Origin of the sequence: Clostridioides sp. ZZV15-6383 (assembly GCF_020657735.1) — a bacterium.
In the GTDB taxonomy this organism is placed as follows: domain Bacteria; phylum Bacillota; class Clostridia; order Peptostreptococcales; family Peptostreptococcaceae; genus Clostridioides; species Clostridioides difficile_D.
The window spans coordinates 1-21069 of sequence record NZ_JAGWCV010000020.1; the positions used below are offsets into that span (position 1 = coordinate 1).

The following is a 21069-nucleotide window of genomic DNA, read 5'->3' on the forward strand; positions in this document are numbered from 1 at the left end:
CGTTCACTACTGGTGCTATATATTCTTCTACCTTATATGTCTTTCCATTTACTAAACCTGTTATTGATGTTCCTGTTAGTGCTGCTTTCTCTCCCTCTTCTCCTAGTGTTCCATCAGCTTTAGTATATTTTTCAACTCCATCCATCGTTACTTTATATATCTTTCCTGATGTCAATCCTGTTATTTCTTTATCTCCTGCTGTTGCTCCTGATACTGAACCTTCTCCTATTATTACTTCGTTCACTACTGGTGCTATATATTCTTCTACCTTATATGTCTTTCCATTTACTAAACCTGTTATTGATGTTCCTGTTAGTGCTGCTTTCTCTCCCTCTTCTCCTAGTGTTCCATCAGCTTTAGTATACTTTTCAACTCCATCCATTGTTACTTTATATATCTTTCCTGATGTCAATCCTGTTATTTCTTTATCTCCTGCTGTTGCTCCTGATACTGAACCTTCCCCTATTATTACTTCGTTTACTACTGGTGCTATATATTCTTCTACCTTATATGTCTTTCCATTTACTAAACCTGTTATTGATGTTCCTGTTAATGCTGCTTTCTCTCCTTCTTCTCCTAGTGTTCCATCAGCTTTAGTATACTTTTCAACTCCATCCATTGTTACTTTATATATCTTTCCTGATATCAATCCTGTTATTTCTTTATCTCCTGCTGTTGCTCCTGATACTGAACCTTCCCCTATTATTACTTTTGTTGATTTTGCTGGTACTACTACATCTATTTCTCCTGTATCCGCTGTTTTACCACTTGATTCTTGTGTTACTGTAAATACTAATGTTACTTTTGTTTCTGCATCTGGTGGCACTATTGTTCCATCTTTCTTTATAACTCCTTCATCACTTGATGTTTTTATCACTATTTTATATCCATTTGATACTGTTGGCATAGTTAGTTTAGTAGCATCTTTTTCTGGTGTAGGAACACTTGTTATTTTTGCCACTTCATTATCTAATGCTGTTTGTAATTCTTCATCTGTTGATTTAGCTGGTACTGTTACAGATATTTCTTTTGTATCTGCTGTTTTTCCACTTGATGTATGTGTTACTGTAAATACTAGTTTTACTGTTGTTGCTGTATTTGGAGATACTATTGTTCCATCTTTTTTTATAACACTCTCATTACTTGATGATTTTATTGCTATAGTATATCCACTTGATACTGATGGCATAGTTAATTTAGTTGCATCTTTTGCTGGTGTAGTCACGCTTGTTATTTTTGCTGCTTCATTATTTACTGATGTTTGATTAGAAGAACTTCCTCCTGAAGATGAACCTCCTCCATGTGAAGAACTTCCTCCTGAAGAGTTAGAACTTGGACTATTTCCACTTATTGTTGGAGAATTATCTCCCTTAACACTACTTATTGTACCTTTGTTATCTATAGTAGTTCCTTTAGAATTATTTGTAACTGTAGTTATCTTACCACCATTATTCACTTTTACTTGACTTGCTCCAGATGCTACTGTTAAACTACCAATCTCACCTTTAGAATTATTCTCTATCTTAGCTCCATTTTTATCATTAACTTTTAAGTTAGTTATTTTTCCATAGTTAACAAAAGTTCCATCTTTTACATCATCTATAACTACATCATCCACTTTTGCATAGTTATTTACATCCCCATTAGGCATATTGATAGTTACAGTCTTTGTATATGTACCATTTAAGTTTACTGTTACTGCTTTATCAGTTTGTATTGTAAATGCTTCTTTAACCTCACTAGTTGGCTTAAAGTTTATAACATCATTAGCAGTAGCTTTATCTACAGCTGATTTTAACTCAGAAATTGTTTTAGCTTCAACTGTTCTTACTTCTTGTAATGACTTTATTTCATTAAATGCTGTCTCATTACCATTTCCACCAACTTTAGTTATCTTATCAAAACTCTTAGAATTAACTAGAGATTTTTGTGAAGCTGATAGATTTTTTCCAACTAAAACTACTGGTGATTGATTTTTTGCACCTAATACACCTACTGCTAATGCATCTATAAGTTGGTCTTGTTTATTCATACCATCTTTAGTTACATAAGCATTTTTTAAATCTGTTTTCTTATAGAATTCTTTTACTACTTTTGCATTTGTATCATTTCTATCTGTTCCACCCAATCTTGTACTATTTGGTAGTTTATTTTTAACAGCTTCAGAAACTGAACTATCTCCACCCACTACATAAGATTGAGTTATTCCAGCCTCTTTTATAAATTTGTCTGCAACTGCTGTTCCATTTTTAGAATCAGCAAGTATTACTGGCATGTTGTTTTGTGCAGCTGGTGCTCCTACACTTACTGCATATGCAAGCCCTTTTTCACCATTAACTACAGCTATTTTCTTAACATCACTTATAACACCTAATTTCTTTGCTAATTCTAAGGATGTTTGGTATCTTTCAGCTCCAGAGATTCTTTCAAAAGATATTTTTAAATCTTTTATTTCTTTTTCTATATTTGTACTTAATACAGAAGTTCCACCTATTAAGTATACTTTTTTAGCTTTTAATCTTTGTATTTCTGCTTTCGTCTTATCATTTAATTTATCTTTAGCTGTTAAAAGTATTGGAGCATTTTTTGCCTTTGCAAATGGTGTTGCAGATAGAGCATCTGCTATAGATGAGTCGTTTACTATTACTACCTCATCAGCATTTTTCCATCCATCTTGACTTATTTTAACAGCAGTTTCATATCTTTCTTGTCCTGTTAAATTTGTTGCTACAGTTTGTGCACTAGCTATGCCTGCTGTTGAGCTTCCAGCTATCATTGTCACTGTAAGTATTGCAGCAATCTTCTTTGGTATTTTCATTGTATTTTCTTCCCCCTTGTCCATTTGATATTACTTAATTTTTTAACTTTGTTCCCGTTCTAATTCTAATGGATACTTAATATCTAATTTTAAAGAGTTTTTTTAACTATAATGATTTCATAATTAATTTATAATTATTTTATTATTTTTTTATATTGTAGTCGTTATAAAGGAATAAGGAAATTTTCTTATTAATTGAAAAATTTGTAAATTTAGATTTTAAAGTAAGTTTGATTTTTATGTTAATGAATTGTAGTAAAAAAGAAGGTTTTTTATAAAAAAAGTAGCCTTTAGAATAAAGTGCTACTCTTTTTATAAATAAATTTTATTATTTATACTTGTAATTATATATTAAATAACCAATTTTATCCATATGAAAACAAATAATTGAGATATTTTTTTAATTATTCTTTATATTTACATTTTAATTCAAATTACTTTTATAAAGATAATATAAAACTCTATCATTCCATCACAAATTTCAACCCTGTATTTAAAATTATTTTCTTCAAGTATAGCTCTAACTATAGTAAGACCAAGACCAGTACCAGAAAGCTCTTTACTTCTCGACTTCTCTAAAACATAAAAAGGCTTCCATATATTCTCTATATCATCCTCCATATCATAATCTATACCGTTTTTTATTGATAATATAATTCTCTCATTCTCTTCAAAAAGATTAATCTCTATTTCATTATTACTAGTATACTTAATTGCATTACTAATCAAATTATTAAATACCATGTCTATACTATCTTCATCAGAATTTATTATAAGTTCTTTATCATCTATACTACACTTAACACTTATACCACTTCTATCTATCAACAACTCATAGTTTTTTAAGCTTTTATACAACCTTTCCTTTAAATCCACTTTACATAGATTTCTCTCCCTCTTCTCATACTTCGCCCAATATAAAAGGGCATTTATTGTATTGGTCATATTTTCTGCCTGCTCAATTATCGTATCTGTATAAGTCCCATCATCTAAACCATCTTTCATACCTATAGCATATGCTTTTATAAGTGCTATTGGAGTTTTCATTTCATGAGATGCATCTGATATAAAAGATTTTAGATTCTCATTTCTCTTATTCAATTCATTATGTGCTTTTTCAAGCTTTACACTCATTATATTTATGCTATAAGCTAACTCCTCTATTTCATCATTCGTTTTTATATCTTCAGTCCTAAAATTTAATTCAGAGATATCTTTAGATAAAAGCTTTAACTTTTCCATAGGTCTTATGATTCTATTTGACAATATAAATATAAGTATAGTCATTATGACTACTGAAAAGACTCCCATAATTATATTAAACCTATTTACGATACCAATAGTTTCTTCAGAATGTTCTATAGGTATAGATATAGCAAACAAGTAATTATCTTTCTTCATAAACTTTACAAGTAAACTATATTTCGTTTTACCTTGATTGTATATTTTATTTATACTTTTATTGTCAATATTTTTTAAGCTATTTTCTTCAATCCAAAACTTATTTAAACTTAGGCCTTTCTTCCAAAATTCACTTAATAAATCTTGATTTATTTTATCTATATTACCTTTATCTTTGTAATTTTTATCTAATTCTACATATACAATAGCTGTATTGTTTTTTTCCTCAGTTAAACCAATATCTGTTTTTAATTTATTTATATCTTTATGTTTAATTTCATCTGCAATATTATTCAATACATTTCTTTTCTCATGCAAATAATATCTATGAATAAACATACTATTTATAGTTATAGACATTACATAAACAACTACAACTACTATCGATATACTTATGGACAATTTTTTATTCAGTTTAGTCATTAAAAACCTCCAGACTATACCCTAATCCTCTATAAGTTTTTATTATATCCTCACCTATTTTTACCCTTAACCTTCTTATATGAGTATCTACTGTTCTAAAATCGCCCTCATAATCCAATCCCCATACTAAATCTAAAAGTTTTTCCCTAGACAAAACAATCCCTTTATTATCGATTAGACAACGCATTAATTCTAATTCTTTTTTAGTCAATAACAGCTCATTATCACCTTTAAAAACCTTATTTGACTCAAAATCTATTTTTAAATCTTTGATATTAATTGTGTCTTTATAATTTACTAGTTTTTTAGCCCTTATTATTAAAACTCTAGGGTCAAATGGTTTTTTTATATATTCATCTGCTCCTATACTAAGGGCTTCTATTTCATCTTCACTTTGACTTTTTGCTGTCAACATAAGTACCTTTGTATTACTACTTTCCTTTATTTCTTTGCATACTTCTATTCCATCAATTACTGGCATCATCCAATCCAATACTGCTAAATCTATTTTATTTTCATAAAAAATATCTAAAGCTTCTTCCCCATTTTTTGCAGTAAATACATTGAAGTTTTCCTTTTTAAAATATGCACAAAGTATCTTAAGCATACTAACCTCATCATCAGCAATTAATATGTTCATCTATTCACATCCCTAAAATTCTTATTATATTTCATATTATATCCATTGCTTCAATTATATAAAAGATATGTTACAGGAAGTTTACAACTATTCATAATATATTGGTTACATATTATAACATTTTGGTTATACATTATAATATTTTGATTACATGAATTTATATATTTTTGAAACTACTTAAGACTTTATATACAAATGAAAAAGTACCTCATCCTGATTAAAAATCCTTCTGAGATACTTTTTAAAAGACTATATACTCTATATAGCTTATACAATATTAAATTTTAATTTATTATAATTTTAATTCACCCTAAATATATCCTAATTACGAGACTTTTTACTATACATTTTACTACACGCTACAAATACAATCATTCAATTTAGAATCCTAATTTGCACAACAACATATATATTTATTTAAAATAATCCCAAAATACCTGTAATAGCCCCAACAACTATTAATATAAACATTATTTTTATTGGAGAAATACCTTTTTTTAAAGCAAAGAGTACTAATAAAGTAAGTACCAAAGGAATTAATCCTGGAAATATCTTATCAAGTAAATCCGTTTGAAGACTAAATTTAAAATCCCCACTAGTATAACTTATTGGTGTAGATAAATTGATAAATCTACCTACCAGTCCTCCCATAACTAAAGTCCCTAGTATAGAAGCCCCTTCTATAACCTTATTTACTATTCCACCTTGAAGTATACTCTCAACAGCTTTTTTCCCATATTTATATCCATTTGTCCACATTCCAAAAGAAATTGAAGTCATTATTATATATTGAGCTATTACAAATAATATAGGTCCTGCGATTGACGCTCCTCCTTCAGTTAAACCAATACAAACAGCTAATACTATAGGTGTTATAACCCCTTGAGTTAATGTATCACCAATTCCTGCTAGTGGACCCATCAAGCCTGTTTTGATAGCATTCATTCCATCCCCACTTATCTTATCCGCTCCATTAGCTTTTTCTTCTTCCATTGCTATTGTTATTCCATGTATAACACATCCACATATAGGCTCTGTATTAAAAAAGGCTAGATGAGTCTCCACTTCTTGCTTTAATTCTTCCTTATCTGGATATAATTTTTTAAGTACTGGTAACATTGAATGCGAAAAAGCTGTTGATTGTAATCTTTCATAATTGTAGTTAGATTGTGCAAAGAAAAACCATCTCAGCCATGATTTTATTACATCTTTCTTGCTTAACGTTTTCTTAATCACTTCATTTTTTATATCTGACATAATAAATTCCCCCTCACATGTATTTAAGATGTAGCACTATCTTTTCCATATTTGATTGAAGTAATTGTAAGAGCAAGTATTACTCCAATAACAGATATTACTATTATATCTACTTTAAAATAAACAGCCATTAATATTCCTAATATGAAAAAAGGCATAGTGAATTTGTTTCCAATCAACTTTAAATTCATAGCAATTCCAAGTGCTGGCAACATAGCCCCAATTACATTAAATACATGTAATACATTCTCATTCATTACTTCCAACATACCATCTATCGCATTTGGACCAAAATAAACAACTAATAATGCTGGTATAAAACTCATTGCAAATAACAGTATCTGTGGTGGTACTATATTTATAAATGCTACCCTATCAACATTCCCTTTTTGAACTTCTCTATCAGCCCAATGTGCAAAAAAAGAATTTACTGTCATCTTCCCAATCCAAAGTACAGTTGCAACAGTGCCTAATGGAACAGCTATTGCCATTGCAGTACTTACATCTAGTTTAGAGGCTATAGCTAAAGCAGTACCTACATATCCTGCAAAAGCTGGGTCTCCCATCTGAGCTCCTCCTGCTGATATAAAACCTAAATATATCATATTTATACCTGCTCCTATAATTGCTCCTTGAACAGGGTCTCCTAATATAATTCCCGTTACAAATCCAGCTAATAAAGGTCTATTCCATGTAAAAAATCCAACATAAGTCAACCATGGACTCCAAGAAAGATAATAAAAAATTGCTATTAATACTGCTTGAATTAGTGAAATTTGCATGTTCTTCCTCCTTATTTAATTTTAAAGATTTACAAGATAGTCTTTATAATAACGTTCCTACATCAATTTTCTTTGCATCTGGCACTATTTGTATAAAGCATTTAACACCTTTTGATATTAATTCTTTAAATATTTCTTTTTCTTCATCTGACACAGATATGTTTTTATAAAAACTTTTTCTACCAAGCCCAGCTCCCATACCCCCAACATTCAATTCCTTTAAATCTACACCATTATTTACTAGACCTAAAACAGTTTTAGGATATTTGACCAATACTATTAAATTTTCATCCCCATTATGTGATTTTAGTACTTCAGCACCTGATTCTACATCATGTACCTCAACCTTAACAGTTGATGGTGCTGCCATTTGTAAAACTTGAACTATAAATGGGTCCTTTACAACTAAATCATCTACTATTACTATCCTTTTTGCTGATGTAATCTTACACCAAGCAGTAATAACTTGACCATGTATTAATCTATCATCAATTCTTGTTAATGCTATATTGCTCATAATAATTCCTCCAGATTTTTAATTTATTTTATATATTTAAAGCTGTTTTCACATCTTTAATCCCTGACATTCCCACTTGTGTACATAAATTCTTTAAGTCTTTTAACTTCATAGTATCTCTGTTTAAAAATAACTCTAAAAGCATAGGTAAATTTACACCTGTTAAACATTCTAACTCACATTCCTTAGCAAACTTATTTATTACAACAGCAGATGTATTAAATGGAGTTCCACCATAAAAATCAAGCAAGATTAAAACACCTTCACCTTTATATTTTTCAATTCCTTCTTCTAATCTTCTACTAAACTCATCTATGCTGTCGCCATGGTTTAATCCTAAAGTTTCTACATTTTCCTGTTTGCCTACTATTAATTCAGCACTTTCTAACATCGCTTTAGCCATATTTCCATGTGCAGCTATAATTATTCCTGCCATATGAATCATACCTTTCTTAACTAAACTTTTTTGTATAGATTATTATTTGGTACTCTAATCTAATTAGCTATATTAATCATTATCTTACCAAAGAAAATATCCCTTTTGTATACCTTTTCAAAATAAGCTGGTACTTCTTCTAAATTTATTCTATGTGTTACTAATTTTTCAACATTCATATCACCCTTCTGCATATGATACAATCCAGTACTCCATTCTTTTCCTGGAAATGGAAAGGAATTTCCAAACCAAGTGCCCTTTACAGTTAGCTCATTTCTTACTATCTTTTCAAATTGTTCTCTAGTCAAAGCTACATCTCCATATGGTATACCTGCATACAATACTGTCCCTCCCTTTTTAGCTAGCAACAATACCTGACCACATGTCATTGGAGTACCAGCCGATTCAATAACAATATCTGCACCAGCTCCATCAGTTAAACTTTTTATTTCTTCTACAAGATTCTTTTCCTTTGCATTTATACAAATATCTGCCCCCAACTCTTTTGCCAAGTCTAGCTTTTCATCAAATACATCAACAGCTATTATTTTTGTAGAACCAAATATCTTTGCCCATTGTATTGAAAATAATCCTATTGGACCTGTACCAAGTACTACAACAGTATCTCCAACTTTAGCTTGTGACCTAAAAAGACCATGCCCTGCTATACACACTGGTTCCAGAGCAGCTGCTGTTTCATAGCTTATTTCATCTGGTATTTTTATTAAATTTCTCTCTTTTACCTTTGTATATTCTGCAAAACAACCTCCAAGTTCTTTATTTCCTATTATCGCTACATTATTACATCTTGAATAGAATCCTTTTTTACATTCATCACATTCAAAACATGGCATAGCTGGACAAACAGCAACTCTATCTCCTATTTTAAAACACTTTACTCCTGTACCAACCTGTGCTACTTCTCCAGAGAATTCATGCCCTAGAATTTCTCCAATCATATGTGGACCCGTCTTTGAATATTTTGATATATCAGAACCACATATTCCAGCTACCTTTACTTTAATTATTACATCATCTTTTTCTAATATTTTTGGTACATCCACATCCTCTACTCTTGTATCTCTTATACCATAGAATCTAACTGACTTCATTATTAACCACCCCTAATTTTTATTTGAATATATTTATCTTTTATATGTCAGATATATAAAGCAACTTTCATGCCAATATATGTAAGTACTGTCTTCATGCGTATTATAAAATTATCATTAAATGTGTGTTAAAGTGTGTCAAGACTTTTTTATATAAAAACTTATGTGTGTCAATATAAATGACACTCACATTCTATACTAGTTTTTTTATTATAACTTTTATAAAATGTACCTTTTTTGTTATTTTTACAAAATCGTTCGGAAATTTCCCTTCTATTTGTGATATAATATTAAATATAAGGTATCAATATAAATTTTCATGCGAATATCAGAACTTTTTTGACACTAATGCCTTATTCAATATAATAATTTAACTTTTTGGAGGTTGTTTATGAAAAAAGTGTATCAAGGAAAGACTAAAGATGTTTTTGAATTAGATAATGGAAATTACTTACTTAAATTTAAAGACGACGTAACTGGCAAAGATGGTGTATTTGACCCAGGCGAAAATAGTGTAGGTCTAAGTATAGATGGAATTGGTAGAGCTAATTTAGAGACATCTGTTAAGTTCTTTGAAATTCTAAACAATGCTGGAATTAAAACTCATTATGTAAGTGCTAATTTAGAAGAAGCAACTATGGAAGTTCTACCAGCAAAAGTTTTTGGTAATGGCTTAGAAGTTATTTGTCGTTATAGAGCTGTTGGTAGTTTCTTACGTCGTTATGGTTCATGTGTTGAAGAAGGAGCTAAACTAAATTGTTATGTAGAAGCAACTTTAAAAGATGATGACCGTTGTGACCCACTTATAACATCTGAAGGTTTAGAAGCTTTAAATATTATGACTCAAGCTCAATTTGATTCAATGAAGAGCATGACTCAAAAAATTTCTAACATAGTTCGTGACACTATAGCTGAAAAAGGTCTTGAGCTTTATGATATCAAATTTGAATTTGGATTCTACAATAATGAAGTAATCTTAATAGATGAAATAGCATCTGGAAATATGCGTGTTTATAAAGACGGTGTAATAGTTGACCCTATGGATTTAACTGCTATTTTATTAGCTAAATAATATATACATAGGGTCTTTAAAATACAATAAACTTATAAATAAGATAAGCTATGAAGTAAAGACTTTTTAAATGTTGATTATTTAAAACATTTTCTCGCCTTTAATTTCATAGCTTATTTAAATTAATACATTCTAATTAGTAGATAGTAACTTTAATCCTACAATCCCCACCACAATAAAGCCTATACACGTAATTCTAGCCATACTGATAGGCTCATTTAAGATAGCCATTCCTACAATAGCTGTACCAACTGTGCCAATTCCAGTCCATATTGCATACGAAGTTCCAAGTGGAAGATGTTTAAGTGCTAATGATAAAAAATAAAAACTTACAATCATTCCAACAATAGTAAGTATACTTGGAGTCAATTTAGAAAATCCATGTGAGTTTTTTAGTTGAAAAGCCCAAAATACTTCAAATAAACCTGCAATAAATAAAAATAACCATTTCATAAAATAATCCCTCTTTTCAAATATATTTCTTTTTTTACCAATAAAATAACCTGAGAAATATTATAAAATATCTCCCAGGTTTTTATCCTTCCGTGTTCACAACAAAAACTATGTTGTGGGTTTTATCTTGGACCAGACCAATCATTAATAATTGCGGAACCCTATAAAACTCTATTAATTATTCTATTTTATATATAATACTATCAATATATATAAAGAAAGTCAATATATGGATACATTCCATAGTCATAAGAATATTTATTTACTTTTTTAATATGTTTATCAGACTCTCTTCATACCTATTTAGGGAAATCTAACAATATCTAATTTTTATTTAATATGTTATAATAACATAAAAATATTGAAAGGAGTAATTTCTATGAATTCCTATAAAATTGCAGTTTGTCAGATGATGACTACAGAAAATAAAACTGAAAATATTAATCATGCTGTAGATATGGTAACAGAAGCTGCCACCAATGGAGCTAAAATTGTAGTTTTGCCAGAAATGTTTAACTGCCCATATGAAAATCAATATTTTCCTAAATTTGCTGAAGAATATCCAGGTGAAACAACAATAGTATTGAGTAAGTTAGCTGAGAAACATGGAATTTATCTAGTTTCTGGTAGTATTCCTGAGTTAGAAGATGGAAAAATCTATAATACTTGCTATGTATTTGATAAAAATGGAACTCTAATTGGAAAACACCGTAAAATGCACTTATTTGACATTGAAGTTACAGGAAAGGTTAGCTTTAAAGAATCAGATACTCTTACAGCTGGAAATGATGTCACTGTAATAGATACTGAATATGGAAAAGTTGGTATAGCTATTTGTTATGATATTCGTTTCCCTGAATTATCACGTTTAATGGCTCTTAAAGGCGCTGAAATCGTTATCTTACCTGCTGCATTTAATATGACTACTGGTCCTGCTCATTGGGAGTTATCTATAAGAATGCGTGCTTTAGATAATCAGATATTCTATGTTGGTGCTGCACCTGCTAGAAATACGGATGCTTCCTACATAGCTTTTGGCAATTCAAGAATCTCAGACCCTTGGGGAAAAATCATTGCTCAAGCTGATGAAAAAGAATGTATTATTTATGCTGATATTGATAGAGATTTGATTCCTGACATAAGACAACAGTTACCACTTCTTAAACACAGAAGAACAGATTTATATGAACTTAACACTTTGAAATAAAACATAACAAAACCCCATAAATTAAGTATTTAAGACATTTATGGGGTTTTTATTAAATACCCTTACTTTTTTTACTTATCATGTCTTCTAACTTTACATTGGGATTATGGTATCTCTTTCTATTTTTAGTCACATCTTTCCATTGAATTGCTTGTTTAGGACACCAATGCACACATGCCAGACAATGTTCGCAATTATGTAAAAATCTTGGTCTACCTTCTTCAATATTGATATTATCTACAGGACATACTTTTGAACAAATACCACATTCTATAAAGATATCATCAATAGAGAAGTGACTATCTTGGTTTGGGTAAAATGGAAAAAATGCATTAAAAAAAATATCTAAAAACCCAGATATTATTTTACTTGATATAAATATGCCGGAAATAGATGGAATTGAAGTTTGCAATAGAATTAGAGATTATGTATCATGCCCTATTCTATTTCTTACAGCTAGAATTGAAAATGCTGACAAGATAAATGGTTTTCGTGCTGGTGCTGATGATTACATTTTAAAACCTTTTGATTTAGACGAACTTGGAGCTAGAGTATCTGCCCATTTAAGACGCGAACAAAGAAAGTCAAATCAAACTAAAAACACCTATAGAAATACTCAATAAAGGTGCAACGGAAATATCCAACAACAATTTAGACTTTTGTTTAGAATATAAGAATAATGATGAATTAGGTAATCTATGTAATGCTTTTGAAAAAATGAGGTTTGAACTAAATAAAAACAACATAAAGATATGGACTATGATTAACGATAGAAAACAGCTTAATGCTGCTTTTTCTCATGATTTGAGAAATCCTCTAACAGTTCTAAAAGGTTACTCAAATTATTTGACAAAATACATACCAACAGGCAAACTCAGTGATGAAAAGATTTTATCAACCACACAACTTATGTCTGAACATATTGACAGAATTGAATACTATGTAGAAAATATGAGTAATGCTCAACGATTAGAAGATTTAGTTGTTTCAAAATCTATATCAAATATAAACAAGTTTATAGAAAACTTAGATAAAAATATATCTATCATTGCTAAACAAGAAGGAAAATCTTTTACACTTAAAAGCCAAATAAATAATATGAATCTACTATTTGATAAAAATATCATTCTTAGAGTCGTTGAAAATATAATATCGAATGCTTTTAGATATGCGAAACATAATGTATCCATACTTATATATCTTGAACAAGAACTCCTTACCTTTGTAATTGAAGATAATGGTATAGGATTTAGTAAAGAATCTCTAAAATCAGCTTTAAGACCCTTTTTTAATGAAATAATTCTTGGCAATTTAGGGCAAAAAGAAGATTTCTCTTATGAGTACTTTATGTTCATAAAGACGATTATGAATAGGCAGAAGCTTTAATAAATTCTAAATTGAAATAGATTATTAATAAAACATGACATTCTGTTGTCATGTTTTATATGTTATTATACTTTCAAATATATTATTATATTTTCAAAATTGTATGCTTTAGAATTACTTTTTTATAGTATTTAAATCTTAAAACTAAGGAGATTCGTTATATGAAAATAAATATAAAATCAACATTAAATGAATTTATTAAACAGAATAATATTTTTGATGACAACAAAATAATATCATATATTCCTAATATAACAATAGATACAGACAAAATAAAGACTATAATGATTAATGAAGTTGTACCAACTAACCCTAACGACGATTTTTATAGTGTAGATAAAGATGCTGACTATTTAAAAACTACTCTTCCATTATTCAACAATGCAGGTATAGAAGTATCTAATATAAATGATATCCTAGATATGGGTATCTATATAACTAACGCAGTAAAACTTCCTAAATTAGAATATACAATAACTCGCGACACAATTAAATTACATATGCCTATTTTAGAAGAAGAAATTAAATTATTTAGAAACCTAGAAGTAGTAATGTTAATGGGAGATGTTGCAAAGAAATCTTTTAATATGATTACTAAAAAGCACACAAAAAAGAATGCTATCCCTTCTATATCAACATATAAACTTCGTAACAGTGAACTTTATTATGATAATTTAAGAGTGTTTCCTTCATATATTATGACTGGCGGAAACATATTGATTGAAAAATCAAAATTTGAAATGGCATCAGAGGATATAAAAAAAATGATTGAGATTATAAATGGTTGAGATTACAAAATGATAAATATTAATTTAAACAAATAATAAGTGCCTCAAAACTTCTATTTATGAGGCACTTTTATTTTTATATTAATGTAACTATATATTATTAACATAACTATATATTTATATTGTTATTTTTAATATCTACTTCATTTAGTATAGGTAACATTACGGGTCTTTATAATATTACTTTATATTTCTTTTTTTAACTCCAAAGTTTTTATTTAATAAAACAATTATTAATATAATTTAAATATATCTATTTATCTAAAAATATATCTTTCACAGTAACATCTGGATGATGATACTTCTTTCTATCTGTTAGGAATGATTTTTTTACATTAATAGCCTCTTTTGGACACCAGTGAAAACAAGCTAGGCATCTTTCACACTCACTACCCCACTTTGGCTTTTTATCAACTATACTTATATTCTCTACAGGACAAACCCTTTTGCATGTCCCACATCCATTACATTTATTTTCTGCAAAAAATTTAGTAGTTGCAATTTGCATATTCTTGCCTACTAAGCGAAGTACAACACTTTCTATATGTGACTTTAAATTGTTTTTTCCCTCTATATTTCCAACCTCCAAGTTATTGATACATTTTGCAATCTCATCTACTCTATTAGTTTGATTTCTCAATCTTTCTTCTTCAACATCTGGAGGTGTTATCAAAGCATTTCCAGGCATATTAATTAAAAAACCAGCAGATAACTTTTTACCCTTTTTCTTAAGTAATTTATCTATAGTAAATAAACTATGTCCAGCCACCCCATTACAAGTGGCAATAGCATATATATTAGTCTTACTATTAAAATTTAATTTTTCTATAAAAGATTTTACTATATCAGGAGCATTAGCAAAATAAACGGGAAAAACAATTATCAATATATCTTCATTTATATCTATATTGTTTTCTTTTCTATGTATAGCTAAAGGTATAACTTCTTTACTTCCATTTAACATTTCTTTTAAAATCTTTGAAACTACTAGCGAATTCCCTGTTCCAGAAAAATAATAAATCTTAGAATTCATTCTTATCCCTCTTTCTGCATCATCAATAGTTAAAAAATCTCTTAAAATAGGATTTATATTTACTTTCCAATTCTATCTAAAATCTCAGTAAACAAAGGCAATTCTTCATCAGAGATAGATTTAAATGTCTCTGTTGCATATATACTTGCAATTTCATTTAATGGTTCTTCTAATTCTCTCCCTAAATCTGTTAAAAATATTTGAAACTTACGTCTATCTTTAACATCAACTTTACGCACAATCAATCCTTTATTTTTCATAACATCTAAGATTCTTGTCGTGTTAGATTTATCCTTACATGATTTTTCACATAAATCTATCTGAGAAATTCCATCTTGTTCCCATAGAAATCTTAATAACGCATAATGATCAGTTGTTATATCATATCCATTTTGTTTAAACATCTTTTTTAAGTCATCTTTTACTTTCAATGAAGTACTTACTAACTTAATTGTAGCTTCATATAGTTTCTCAAAATCTTTCATTTTACCTCCATTTTAGTTATTATATCAATAATCAGTATATCAACTATATTTCCTACTGTCAATATAAACCATATATTTGGTTTAAAGTATATACAACTTAATTAAAAATTCTATTTAACTAGATAAGATTATTTGAATAAGTACAAATGAACTATTTTTAAGAATTGACAAACTAAATTAATGATAATATACTTTATATATTACAAATGTAAGTATAAGGAGGTATAGTATGAAAAAACTACCACAAATTTCGGAAGCAGAATATCAAGTTATGAAGATTATTTGGCAATATGCTCCTATTAGCACTACTGAAGTAATTGAAAAACTAGCAAAAACAAGCACATGGAGTCCTAAAACAATTCAAACAATGTTGTTGAGATTAGTTAAAAAGGGAGCTTTAACGTATGAAAAAAATAGTAGGGTATTCGTTTATACTCCACTTGTTAAAGAGGAAGAATATGTAGCTACAGAAAGCCGTTCTTTTTTAAATCGTTTTTATAATGGTACTCTTAATTCTATGGTACTAAACTTTTTAGAAAATAATAAACTATCTGAAGATGATATTGAGGAGTTGAGAGAAATCTTAAATAAAAGGACGACTAAGAAGGATAAGTAAATATGTATGCCCCATTTTTTATCCGATTTTTACTCAGTACATTGACCTTATCATTATTAATTGTTGTAATTTTACTTACAAAAAAAGTATTTAAAAAACATATTTCTGCAAAATATCAATACAATATTGGATTTATATTGCTTATAATGTTAATAATTCCATTTATCCCCCTTAAATATATTAATCTTGGAAATGTATTTAACTATCTGTATGGTTTTAATCAAATTGGAAACAGTAATGCTAATACTTCTATAATAAAAAATAACTCAAATTCTATAATCAATAACTCAAATGCATTAAATGATTTTTCAGCATCTCTAAACCAATCTAACTTTGATAGTTTTAATATTTTATTACTAACATTATGGATAATTGGAATTTTAATTATGATAGTTATTACTACCCATTGCAATTTTAAAATAGTAAATATAAAAAAATCGTCACAACTTTTAAAAGATGAAGAGATAGTTTTAATATTTGAACAATGTAAAAAAGATATTTGCATAAATAAGGGTTTTATACTATGTAAATCACCCATTATAAATACACCTATTACATTTGGATACTTTAAGCCATACATTATATTACCAGATAAATCTATACCTAAATTATCTTTAAAGGATATAAAATATATTTTACTTCACGAATTGCAACATTTTAAAAATAGAGATATACTGGTGAATTATACAATGTGCTTTTTTCAAATATTATATTGGTTTAATCCTCTTGTGTGGCATGCACTTAACGAAATTCAAATAGACCGTGAAATTGCATGTGATATTTCAGTTTTAAAAAAACTTGATAAAGACAATTATATAGAATATGGACAAACGCTAATAAACTTTGTAGATAATATTTCAAGGCAATCTAATCTCACACTTACATCAGATATTGGTGGGTCAAAAAAACAAATAAAAAAACGATTATTAAAGATAATGGATTTTCATACTGAATCAAAAACTTTAAAATTCAAAAGTATTTTAATTTTTACATTGATAGCTTTAGTTGTATTTGGAAATAGCCCAGCACTATCTATTATGGCAGATATCAATGAAAAATATAGACCTACAAATAACCAAACTGTGTATGAAGACTTAAGTCAGTACTTTAAAGGTTTTGATGGAAGTTTTGTTATGTATGATTTAAAATCCAAGCAATATCATATTTACAATGAAGAAAAAAGTAAAACAAGAATTTCTCCAAATTCTACTTATAAAATTTATAGTGCTTTGTTGGGATTAGAAAATGGGATAATAACAAGAAATAATTCATATATTCCTTGGGATGGTAAACATCATTCTAATAGTTCTTGGAATGTAGGTCAAGACTTATTTTCTGCTATGGAAAACTCTGTAAACTGGTATTTTCAGGATATAGATAAAAAAACAGGTATAAAAAGCATACAAACTTACCTTAAAAAAATTGGATATGGTAATTATGATGTTTCAGGTGGTGTATCAAACTTTTGGCTAGAATCTTCACTAAAAATCTCACCCATGGAACAAGTAAAATTACTTGAAAGTTTTTATACAAATAAGTTTAAATTTGAAGATAAAAATATAGAAACTGTAAAAGATTCATTGTTAATATCAAAAAAGGATAGGGTATCACTTTCTGGTAAAACAGGCACTGCTAATATAAATGGAAAAGATGTAAATGGTTGGTTTATAGGTTATGTAGAAAAAAATGAAAATACTTACCTCTTTGCTACAAATATTCAGAGTAAAGATTATTCTAATGGTAGTTCAGCATCTAAGATAACATTATCTATATTAAATGACAAAAAAATCTATAACCCCTAATATATTTACTATATATTCTAAAAAATTCATATAATTTTCATATTAATTATCGATTAAATTCATATACAAGGTTTAATATATAAACATAGAAGATAGTAAAACTAGCTTAAAAACATAATATAATACCCTATACAAATAGTGGCAACTCTCCCTCACATCCTCAATTGTTGCCACTATTTAATTTTTTGTACAAAATAAAATATATTTTCATCACTTCAACAATGAAAAAGAGACTTCTCTGTATTGCACCTGTAACATCATCTTTTGATGCTTTAATTTCTGCTGTAACAGTTTTACCAGCAATACTAATTCCTTTAATCTTAGTACTATGACCTCTCCCATTAGGACTTTCAACAACCTGAAGTAAGTCATCATAAATAATTTTTACAGATTATTTAGAAAATATTGTCTAATCATTTTATAGTAGATAACTTTAACTTGACAAAACGACATAAATGGAAAATATTGTGGATTTGACTTTGTAATACACGAATTTGCTTTTGTAGAAAAAGACCAACATGATTATATGGATAAAAGATACAGTTCAGCTATCACAATGCTTTCAAATTTAATAGATTATGGACAATATAAAGATGAATTTAAAAAATGTGATTCTAAAGCAGTTGCAATACACATAATGTTCTTATTTGATAGCATGAAAACATCTGCTTCCGTTTTGAAACTTACAAATGAAGACATTGATAATCAAATAAATATTATAAAGGATATGGTGATTTTATATGAATAAACAAGAATTCCACAAAATTGATTTACAAAATTGGGAACGATATACACATTTTTACTATTTTTCAAAAATGACAAATGTAGGATTTGATTTGACTATAGAAATAGATATTACTAATTTGCTTAAGGAAACAAAAAAAAGAAATATTAAATTTTATCCAGCGTATTTATATGTAATAACGACTTGCTTAAATCGATATAAAGAGCTAAAAATCGCATATGATGAAGATGAACTTGGATATTGGAACACATTAACACCATTTTATGCGATTTTCCATGATGATAATAAAACTTTCTCCTGAACCTCCCATGACTAAAGTCACAAAACTTTCTCATCAAAAAGATGAAAAAATACTTCTTCCTCTTTCTATCACAGTGCATCATTCAACTACTGATGGATACCATGTAAGTTGCTTTATTGATGACATACAGAAAATGTGCTTTGATGCTAAGATATGGCTATACTAAAAATTTATGCAATATAAAAGGAGCTATCAAATTAAACTTATTCTGAGAGAACTCTTTTTTACTTATCTTAATAGATTGATAATTATAATCATAAACAGTCTAATCAATTTGTATAGTATTCTATTTTAGCATACAATTATTATACAAGAATCCCAAGCTCTTTTGAACTTGGGATTTATTTTTTTATATTATTTTATATCCATTTAGACTATAAAAAGATATCTTTCCTTTATGTTTTGTTATAAACTGTGGCTGTTGTTTTGTTAAGCTATATACACGTGTTGTCATGACTTCCTGACCTTCATTAATAAATATTTCTAATGAAGATGTATCACTATAAATAGTTAAAGATAAAATATAAGATATAGCAAGATGCCTTTTATTTCTTCCACATCCACTTGACCCTAATGATAATGTTAAAATTTGATTTTGATATTTTAAATGGACATCTTCTCTTAATTGAATATTAAAATCTTCTGAGTAGTCAAACTTAATATTCATTTCAAAACTTATTTCTTGTATATTTAATTTATTAAATTCATTGATTTGTATCTGATATTCTTTTTCCCTTAATAGTTTCATCTCTTCTATAGGCTGTTGAAAAAGTTGGTTATCTTTATAAATAATCACTTTTGGTATTGTTAATGCATGTTGCCAATCATAATTAAGTGTAGGTTGATTATGATAATCAGCATCAGGAATACCCATCCAGCCATACTGTATACGTCTTCCTTTTTCATCAACAAAACTTTGTGGTGCATAAATATCAAATCCATGGTCTAACTCCTTAAATTCACTCAATGTATAAGTATTTCTATAAAAATCATAGTTAACTTCAAAATATCCACATTGATAAATATTTTCATAATTGTACCCATTTTGTTCAAGTCCTTGAGGACATACAACTAAAAATAAGTGTCCATCTAATTCAAACAAATCTGGACATTCCCACATATATCCAAATTTCGTGGGTGTTTTTATAGTATTGTAATATTGAAAGTTCTTTAAATCTTGACTTTTATAAAGTAATACACATCCTTGGTCATCACTCGTTCTAGCACCTAAGACCATATAATAATCATTGTCTTTTTTAAATATTTTTGGATCTCTAACATGTTTTGACATATTTGTTGGGTATTGTTCATTTGACATGATGAGTTTCTTTTCACTTATAAAGAAGCCATCTTGACTTTTACAACAAATCGTATTTTGTTCTCTTCCTTCATGAATATAATCATAATCTTTTTTATCAATTAGTTTGACATTTCCTGTATAAAAATAATAGATTGTATTGTCCTCTACAAAAGCGGAGCCACTATATACCCCTTCTTTATCTATCATTGTATCAGGAAATAAAAAAGGTTCTTCCTCTTTAAATGTAATCATATCTTTGGAAGTATAATGTCCCCACAATTTAACTCCACCTTGACCATCAAATGGTGAATATTGATAATAAATATGATATATCCCATCTTTTTGACATAATCCATTGGGGTCATTTAACCATCCAATAGGAGGCATAAGATGATAATGCAAACGATTTTTATCTTTTTTTACATTATTTCTCATGCTTTGAAAAATATTGAATTGCTTTTTATAATCTTCTTTTGTCATCATTGCATGTCACCT

The 21069-nt window shown here is 28.4% G+C and carries 22 protein-coding genes, 1 pseudogene and 1 riboswitch; of the genes and pseudogenes, 10 read left to right on the forward strand and 13 right to left on the reverse strand.

Going from position 1 to position 21069, the window contains the following annotated elements:
* The 8 genes from KGF42_RS09215 to KGF42_RS09250 form a co-directional block, all read right to left on the reverse strand.
* Positions 1 to 2818, reverse strand: a 2818-nt coding sequence (locus tag KGF42_RS09215) for a cell wall-binding repeat-containing protein (RefSeq protein WP_227826176.1), incomplete at its 3' end; no start/stop codon positions are given.
* Between the two features lie 429 nt (positions 2819 to 3247).
* A complete protein-coding gene (locus KGF42_RS09220; RefSeq protein WP_227826177.1) occupies positions 3248 to 4642 on the reverse strand; it encodes a sensor histidine kinase in 1395 nt (464 codons plus the stop codon).
* Positions 4635 to 5282: a response regulator transcription factor gene (locus KGF42_RS09225; RefSeq protein WP_227820806.1), complete on the reverse strand. Its 648-nt coding sequence runs from the start codon at positions 5280 to 5282 to the stop codon at positions 4635 to 4637. Before KGF42_RS09225 ends, KGF42_RS09220 begins: the two co-directional genes overlap by 8 nt.
* Positions 5283 to 5699: 417 nt before the next feature.
* Positions 5700 to 6539, reverse strand: a complete 840-nt coding sequence (locus KGF42_RS09230; RefSeq protein WP_227820805.1) for a PTS system mannose/fructose/sorbose family transporter subunit IID — start codon at positions 6537 to 6539, stop codon at positions 5700 to 5702.
* 23 nt (positions 6540 to 6562) lie between these two features.
* The gene (locus KGF42_RS09235; RefSeq protein WP_054272448.1) at positions 6563 to 7321 is read right to left on the reverse strand and encodes a PTS mannose/fructose/sorbose/N-acetylgalactosamine transporter subunit IIC; all 759 of its coding nucleotides are present in this window, start codon (positions 7319 to 7321) and stop codon (positions 6563 to 6565) included.
* A 43-nt stretch (positions 7322 to 7364) separates the two neighbouring features.
* Positions 7365 to 7838 (reverse strand): PTS sugar transporter subunit IIB, encoded by a 474-nt coding sequence (locus KGF42_RS09240; protein WP_227820804.1) that lies wholly within the window; start codon positions 7836 to 7838, stop codon positions 7365 to 7367.
* 28 nt (positions 7839 to 7866) lie between these two features.
* Positions 7867 to 8283 (reverse strand): PTS sugar transporter subunit IIA, encoded by a 417-nt coding sequence (locus KGF42_RS09245; protein WP_054272446.1) that lies wholly within the window; start codon positions 8281 to 8283, stop codon positions 7867 to 7869.
* A 50-nt stretch (positions 8284 to 8333) separates the two neighbouring features.
* Positions 8334 to 9386, reverse strand: coding sequence for a galactitol-1-phosphate 5-dehydrogenase (locus KGF42_RS09250; RefSeq protein WP_227820803.1), 1053 nt, complete (start codon positions 9384 to 9386; stop codon positions 8334 to 8336).
* Between the two features lie 391 nt (positions 9387 to 9777).
* Here KGF42_RS09250 and KGF42_RS09255 point away from each other — a divergent pair, with 391 nt between their 5' ends.
* Positions 9778 to 10458 carry a phosphoribosylaminoimidazolesuccinocarboxamide synthase gene (locus tag KGF42_RS09255; protein WP_227826178.1) on the forward strand — a complete coding sequence of 227 codons (681 nt, stop codon included), beginning with the start codon at positions 9778 to 9780 and terminating at the stop codon, positions 10456 to 10458.
* Positions 10459 to 10590: 132 nt separating this feature from the next.
* Here the strand turns inward: KGF42_RS09255 and sugE are convergent, their stop codons facing one another.
* Positions 10591 to 10911: a quaternary ammonium compound efflux SMR transporter SugE gene (sugE, locus tag KGF42_RS09260; RefSeq protein WP_054272443.1), complete on the reverse strand. Its 321-nt coding sequence runs from the start codon at positions 10909 to 10911 to the stop codon at positions 10591 to 10593.
* A gap of 69 nt (positions 10912 to 10980) precedes the next feature.
* A riboswitch (guanidine-I (ykkC/yxkD leader) is annotated at positions 10981 to 11087 on the reverse strand.
* Positions 11088 to 11290: 203 nt separating this feature from the next.
* Here sugE and KGF42_RS09265 point away from each other — a divergent pair.
* Positions 11291 to 12118: a carbon-nitrogen hydrolase family protein gene (locus KGF42_RS09265; RefSeq protein ID WP_227826179.1), complete on the forward strand. Its 828-nt coding sequence runs from the start codon at positions 11291 to 11293 to the stop codon at positions 12116 to 12118.
* 52 nt (positions 12119 to 12170) lie between these two features.
* Here the strand turns inward: KGF42_RS09265 and KGF42_RS09270 are convergent, their stop codons facing one another.
* Positions 12171 to 12530, reverse strand: coding sequence for an EFR1 family ferrodoxin (locus KGF42_RS09270; RefSeq protein ID WP_227820800.1), 360 nt, complete (start codon positions 12528 to 12530; stop codon positions 12171 to 12173).
* Here KGF42_RS09270 and KGF42_RS09275 point away from each other — a divergent pair.
* The 3 genes and pseudogenes from KGF42_RS09275 to KGF42_RS09285 form a co-directional block, all read left to right on the forward strand.
* Positions 12436 to 12732: pseudogene (locus KGF42_RS09275) on the forward strand (response regulator transcription factor); the annotation flags it as partial. The gene KGF42_RS09270 and the pseudogene KGF42_RS09275 overlap by 95 nt on opposite strands.
* Before the next feature lie 103 nt (positions 12733 to 12835).
* The gene (locus KGF42_RS09280) at positions 12836 to 13504 is read left to right on the forward strand and encodes a sensor histidine kinase (RefSeq protein WP_227820799.1); all 669 of its coding nucleotides are present in this window, start codon (positions 12836 to 12838) and stop codon (positions 13502 to 13504) included.
* A 161-nt stretch (positions 13505 to 13665) separates the two neighbouring features.
* Positions 13666 to 14292, forward strand: a complete 627-nt coding sequence (locus tag KGF42_RS09285) for a uracil-DNA glycosylase family protein (RefSeq protein WP_227820798.1) — start codon at positions 13666 to 13668, stop codon at positions 14290 to 14292.
* Between the two features lie 253 nt (positions 14293 to 14545).
* Here KGF42_RS09285 and KGF42_RS09290 read toward each other — a convergent pair whose 3' ends face one another.
* Entirely contained in the window at positions 14546 to 15325 is a 780-nt protein-coding gene (locus KGF42_RS09290; protein ID WP_227820797.1) for an EFR1 family ferrodoxin, read from the reverse strand.
* Positions 15326 to 15384: 59 nt separating this feature from the next.
* On the reverse strand, positions 15385 to 15810 hold the full coding sequence (locus KGF42_RS09295) for a MarR family transcriptional regulator (RefSeq protein ID WP_079739905.1): 426 nt from the start codon (positions 15808 to 15810) through the stop codon (positions 15385 to 15387).
* A 229-nt stretch (positions 15811 to 16039) separates the two neighbouring features.
* On the opposite strand from KGF42_RS09295, the gene KGF42_RS09300 reads away from it, so the two are divergent.
* The 5 genes from KGF42_RS09300 to KGF42_RS09320 all read left to right on the forward strand — a co-directional run bounded on the left by KGF42_RS09300 (position 16040) and on the right by KGF42_RS09320 (position 19440).
* A complete protein-coding gene (locus KGF42_RS09300; protein ID WP_227826180.1) occupies positions 16040 to 16426 on the forward strand; it encodes a BlaI/MecI/CopY family transcriptional regulator in 387 nt (128 codons plus the stop codon).
* 2 nt (positions 16427 to 16428) lie between these two features.
* Positions 16429 to 18228 carry a BlaR1 family beta-lactam sensor/signal transducer gene (locus KGF42_RS09305; RefSeq protein ID WP_227826181.1) on the forward strand — a complete coding sequence of 600 codons (1800 nt, stop codon included), beginning with the start codon at positions 16429 to 16431 and terminating at the stop codon, positions 18226 to 18228.
* 484 nt (positions 18229 to 18712) lie between these two features.
* Positions 18713 to 18976, forward strand: a complete 264-nt coding sequence (locus KGF42_RS09310) for a hypothetical protein (protein WP_227826197.1) — start codon at positions 18713 to 18715, stop codon at positions 18974 to 18976.
* Complete coding sequence (locus KGF42_RS09315; RefSeq protein ID WP_227826182.1) at positions 18969 to 19274, forward strand: CatA-like O-acetyltransferase; 306 nt, start codon at positions 18969 to 18971, stop codon at positions 19272 to 19274. Before KGF42_RS09310 ends, KGF42_RS09315 begins: the two co-directional genes overlap by 8 nt.
* 7 nt (positions 19275 to 19281) lie before the next feature.
* A complete protein-coding gene (locus KGF42_RS09320) occupies positions 19282 to 19440 on the forward strand; it encodes a CatA-like O-acetyltransferase (protein ID WP_227826183.1) in 159 nt (52 codons plus the stop codon).
* A gap of 183 nt (positions 19441 to 19623) precedes the next feature.
* On the opposite strand, the gene KGF42_RS09325 is transcribed toward KGF42_RS09320, so the two are convergent.
* On the reverse strand, positions 19624 to 21057 hold the full coding sequence (locus tag KGF42_RS09325) for a glycoside hydrolase family 32 protein (protein WP_227820794.1): 1434 nt from the start codon (positions 21055 to 21057) through the stop codon (positions 19624 to 19626).
* Positions 21058 to 21069: the final 12 nt, after the last annotated feature.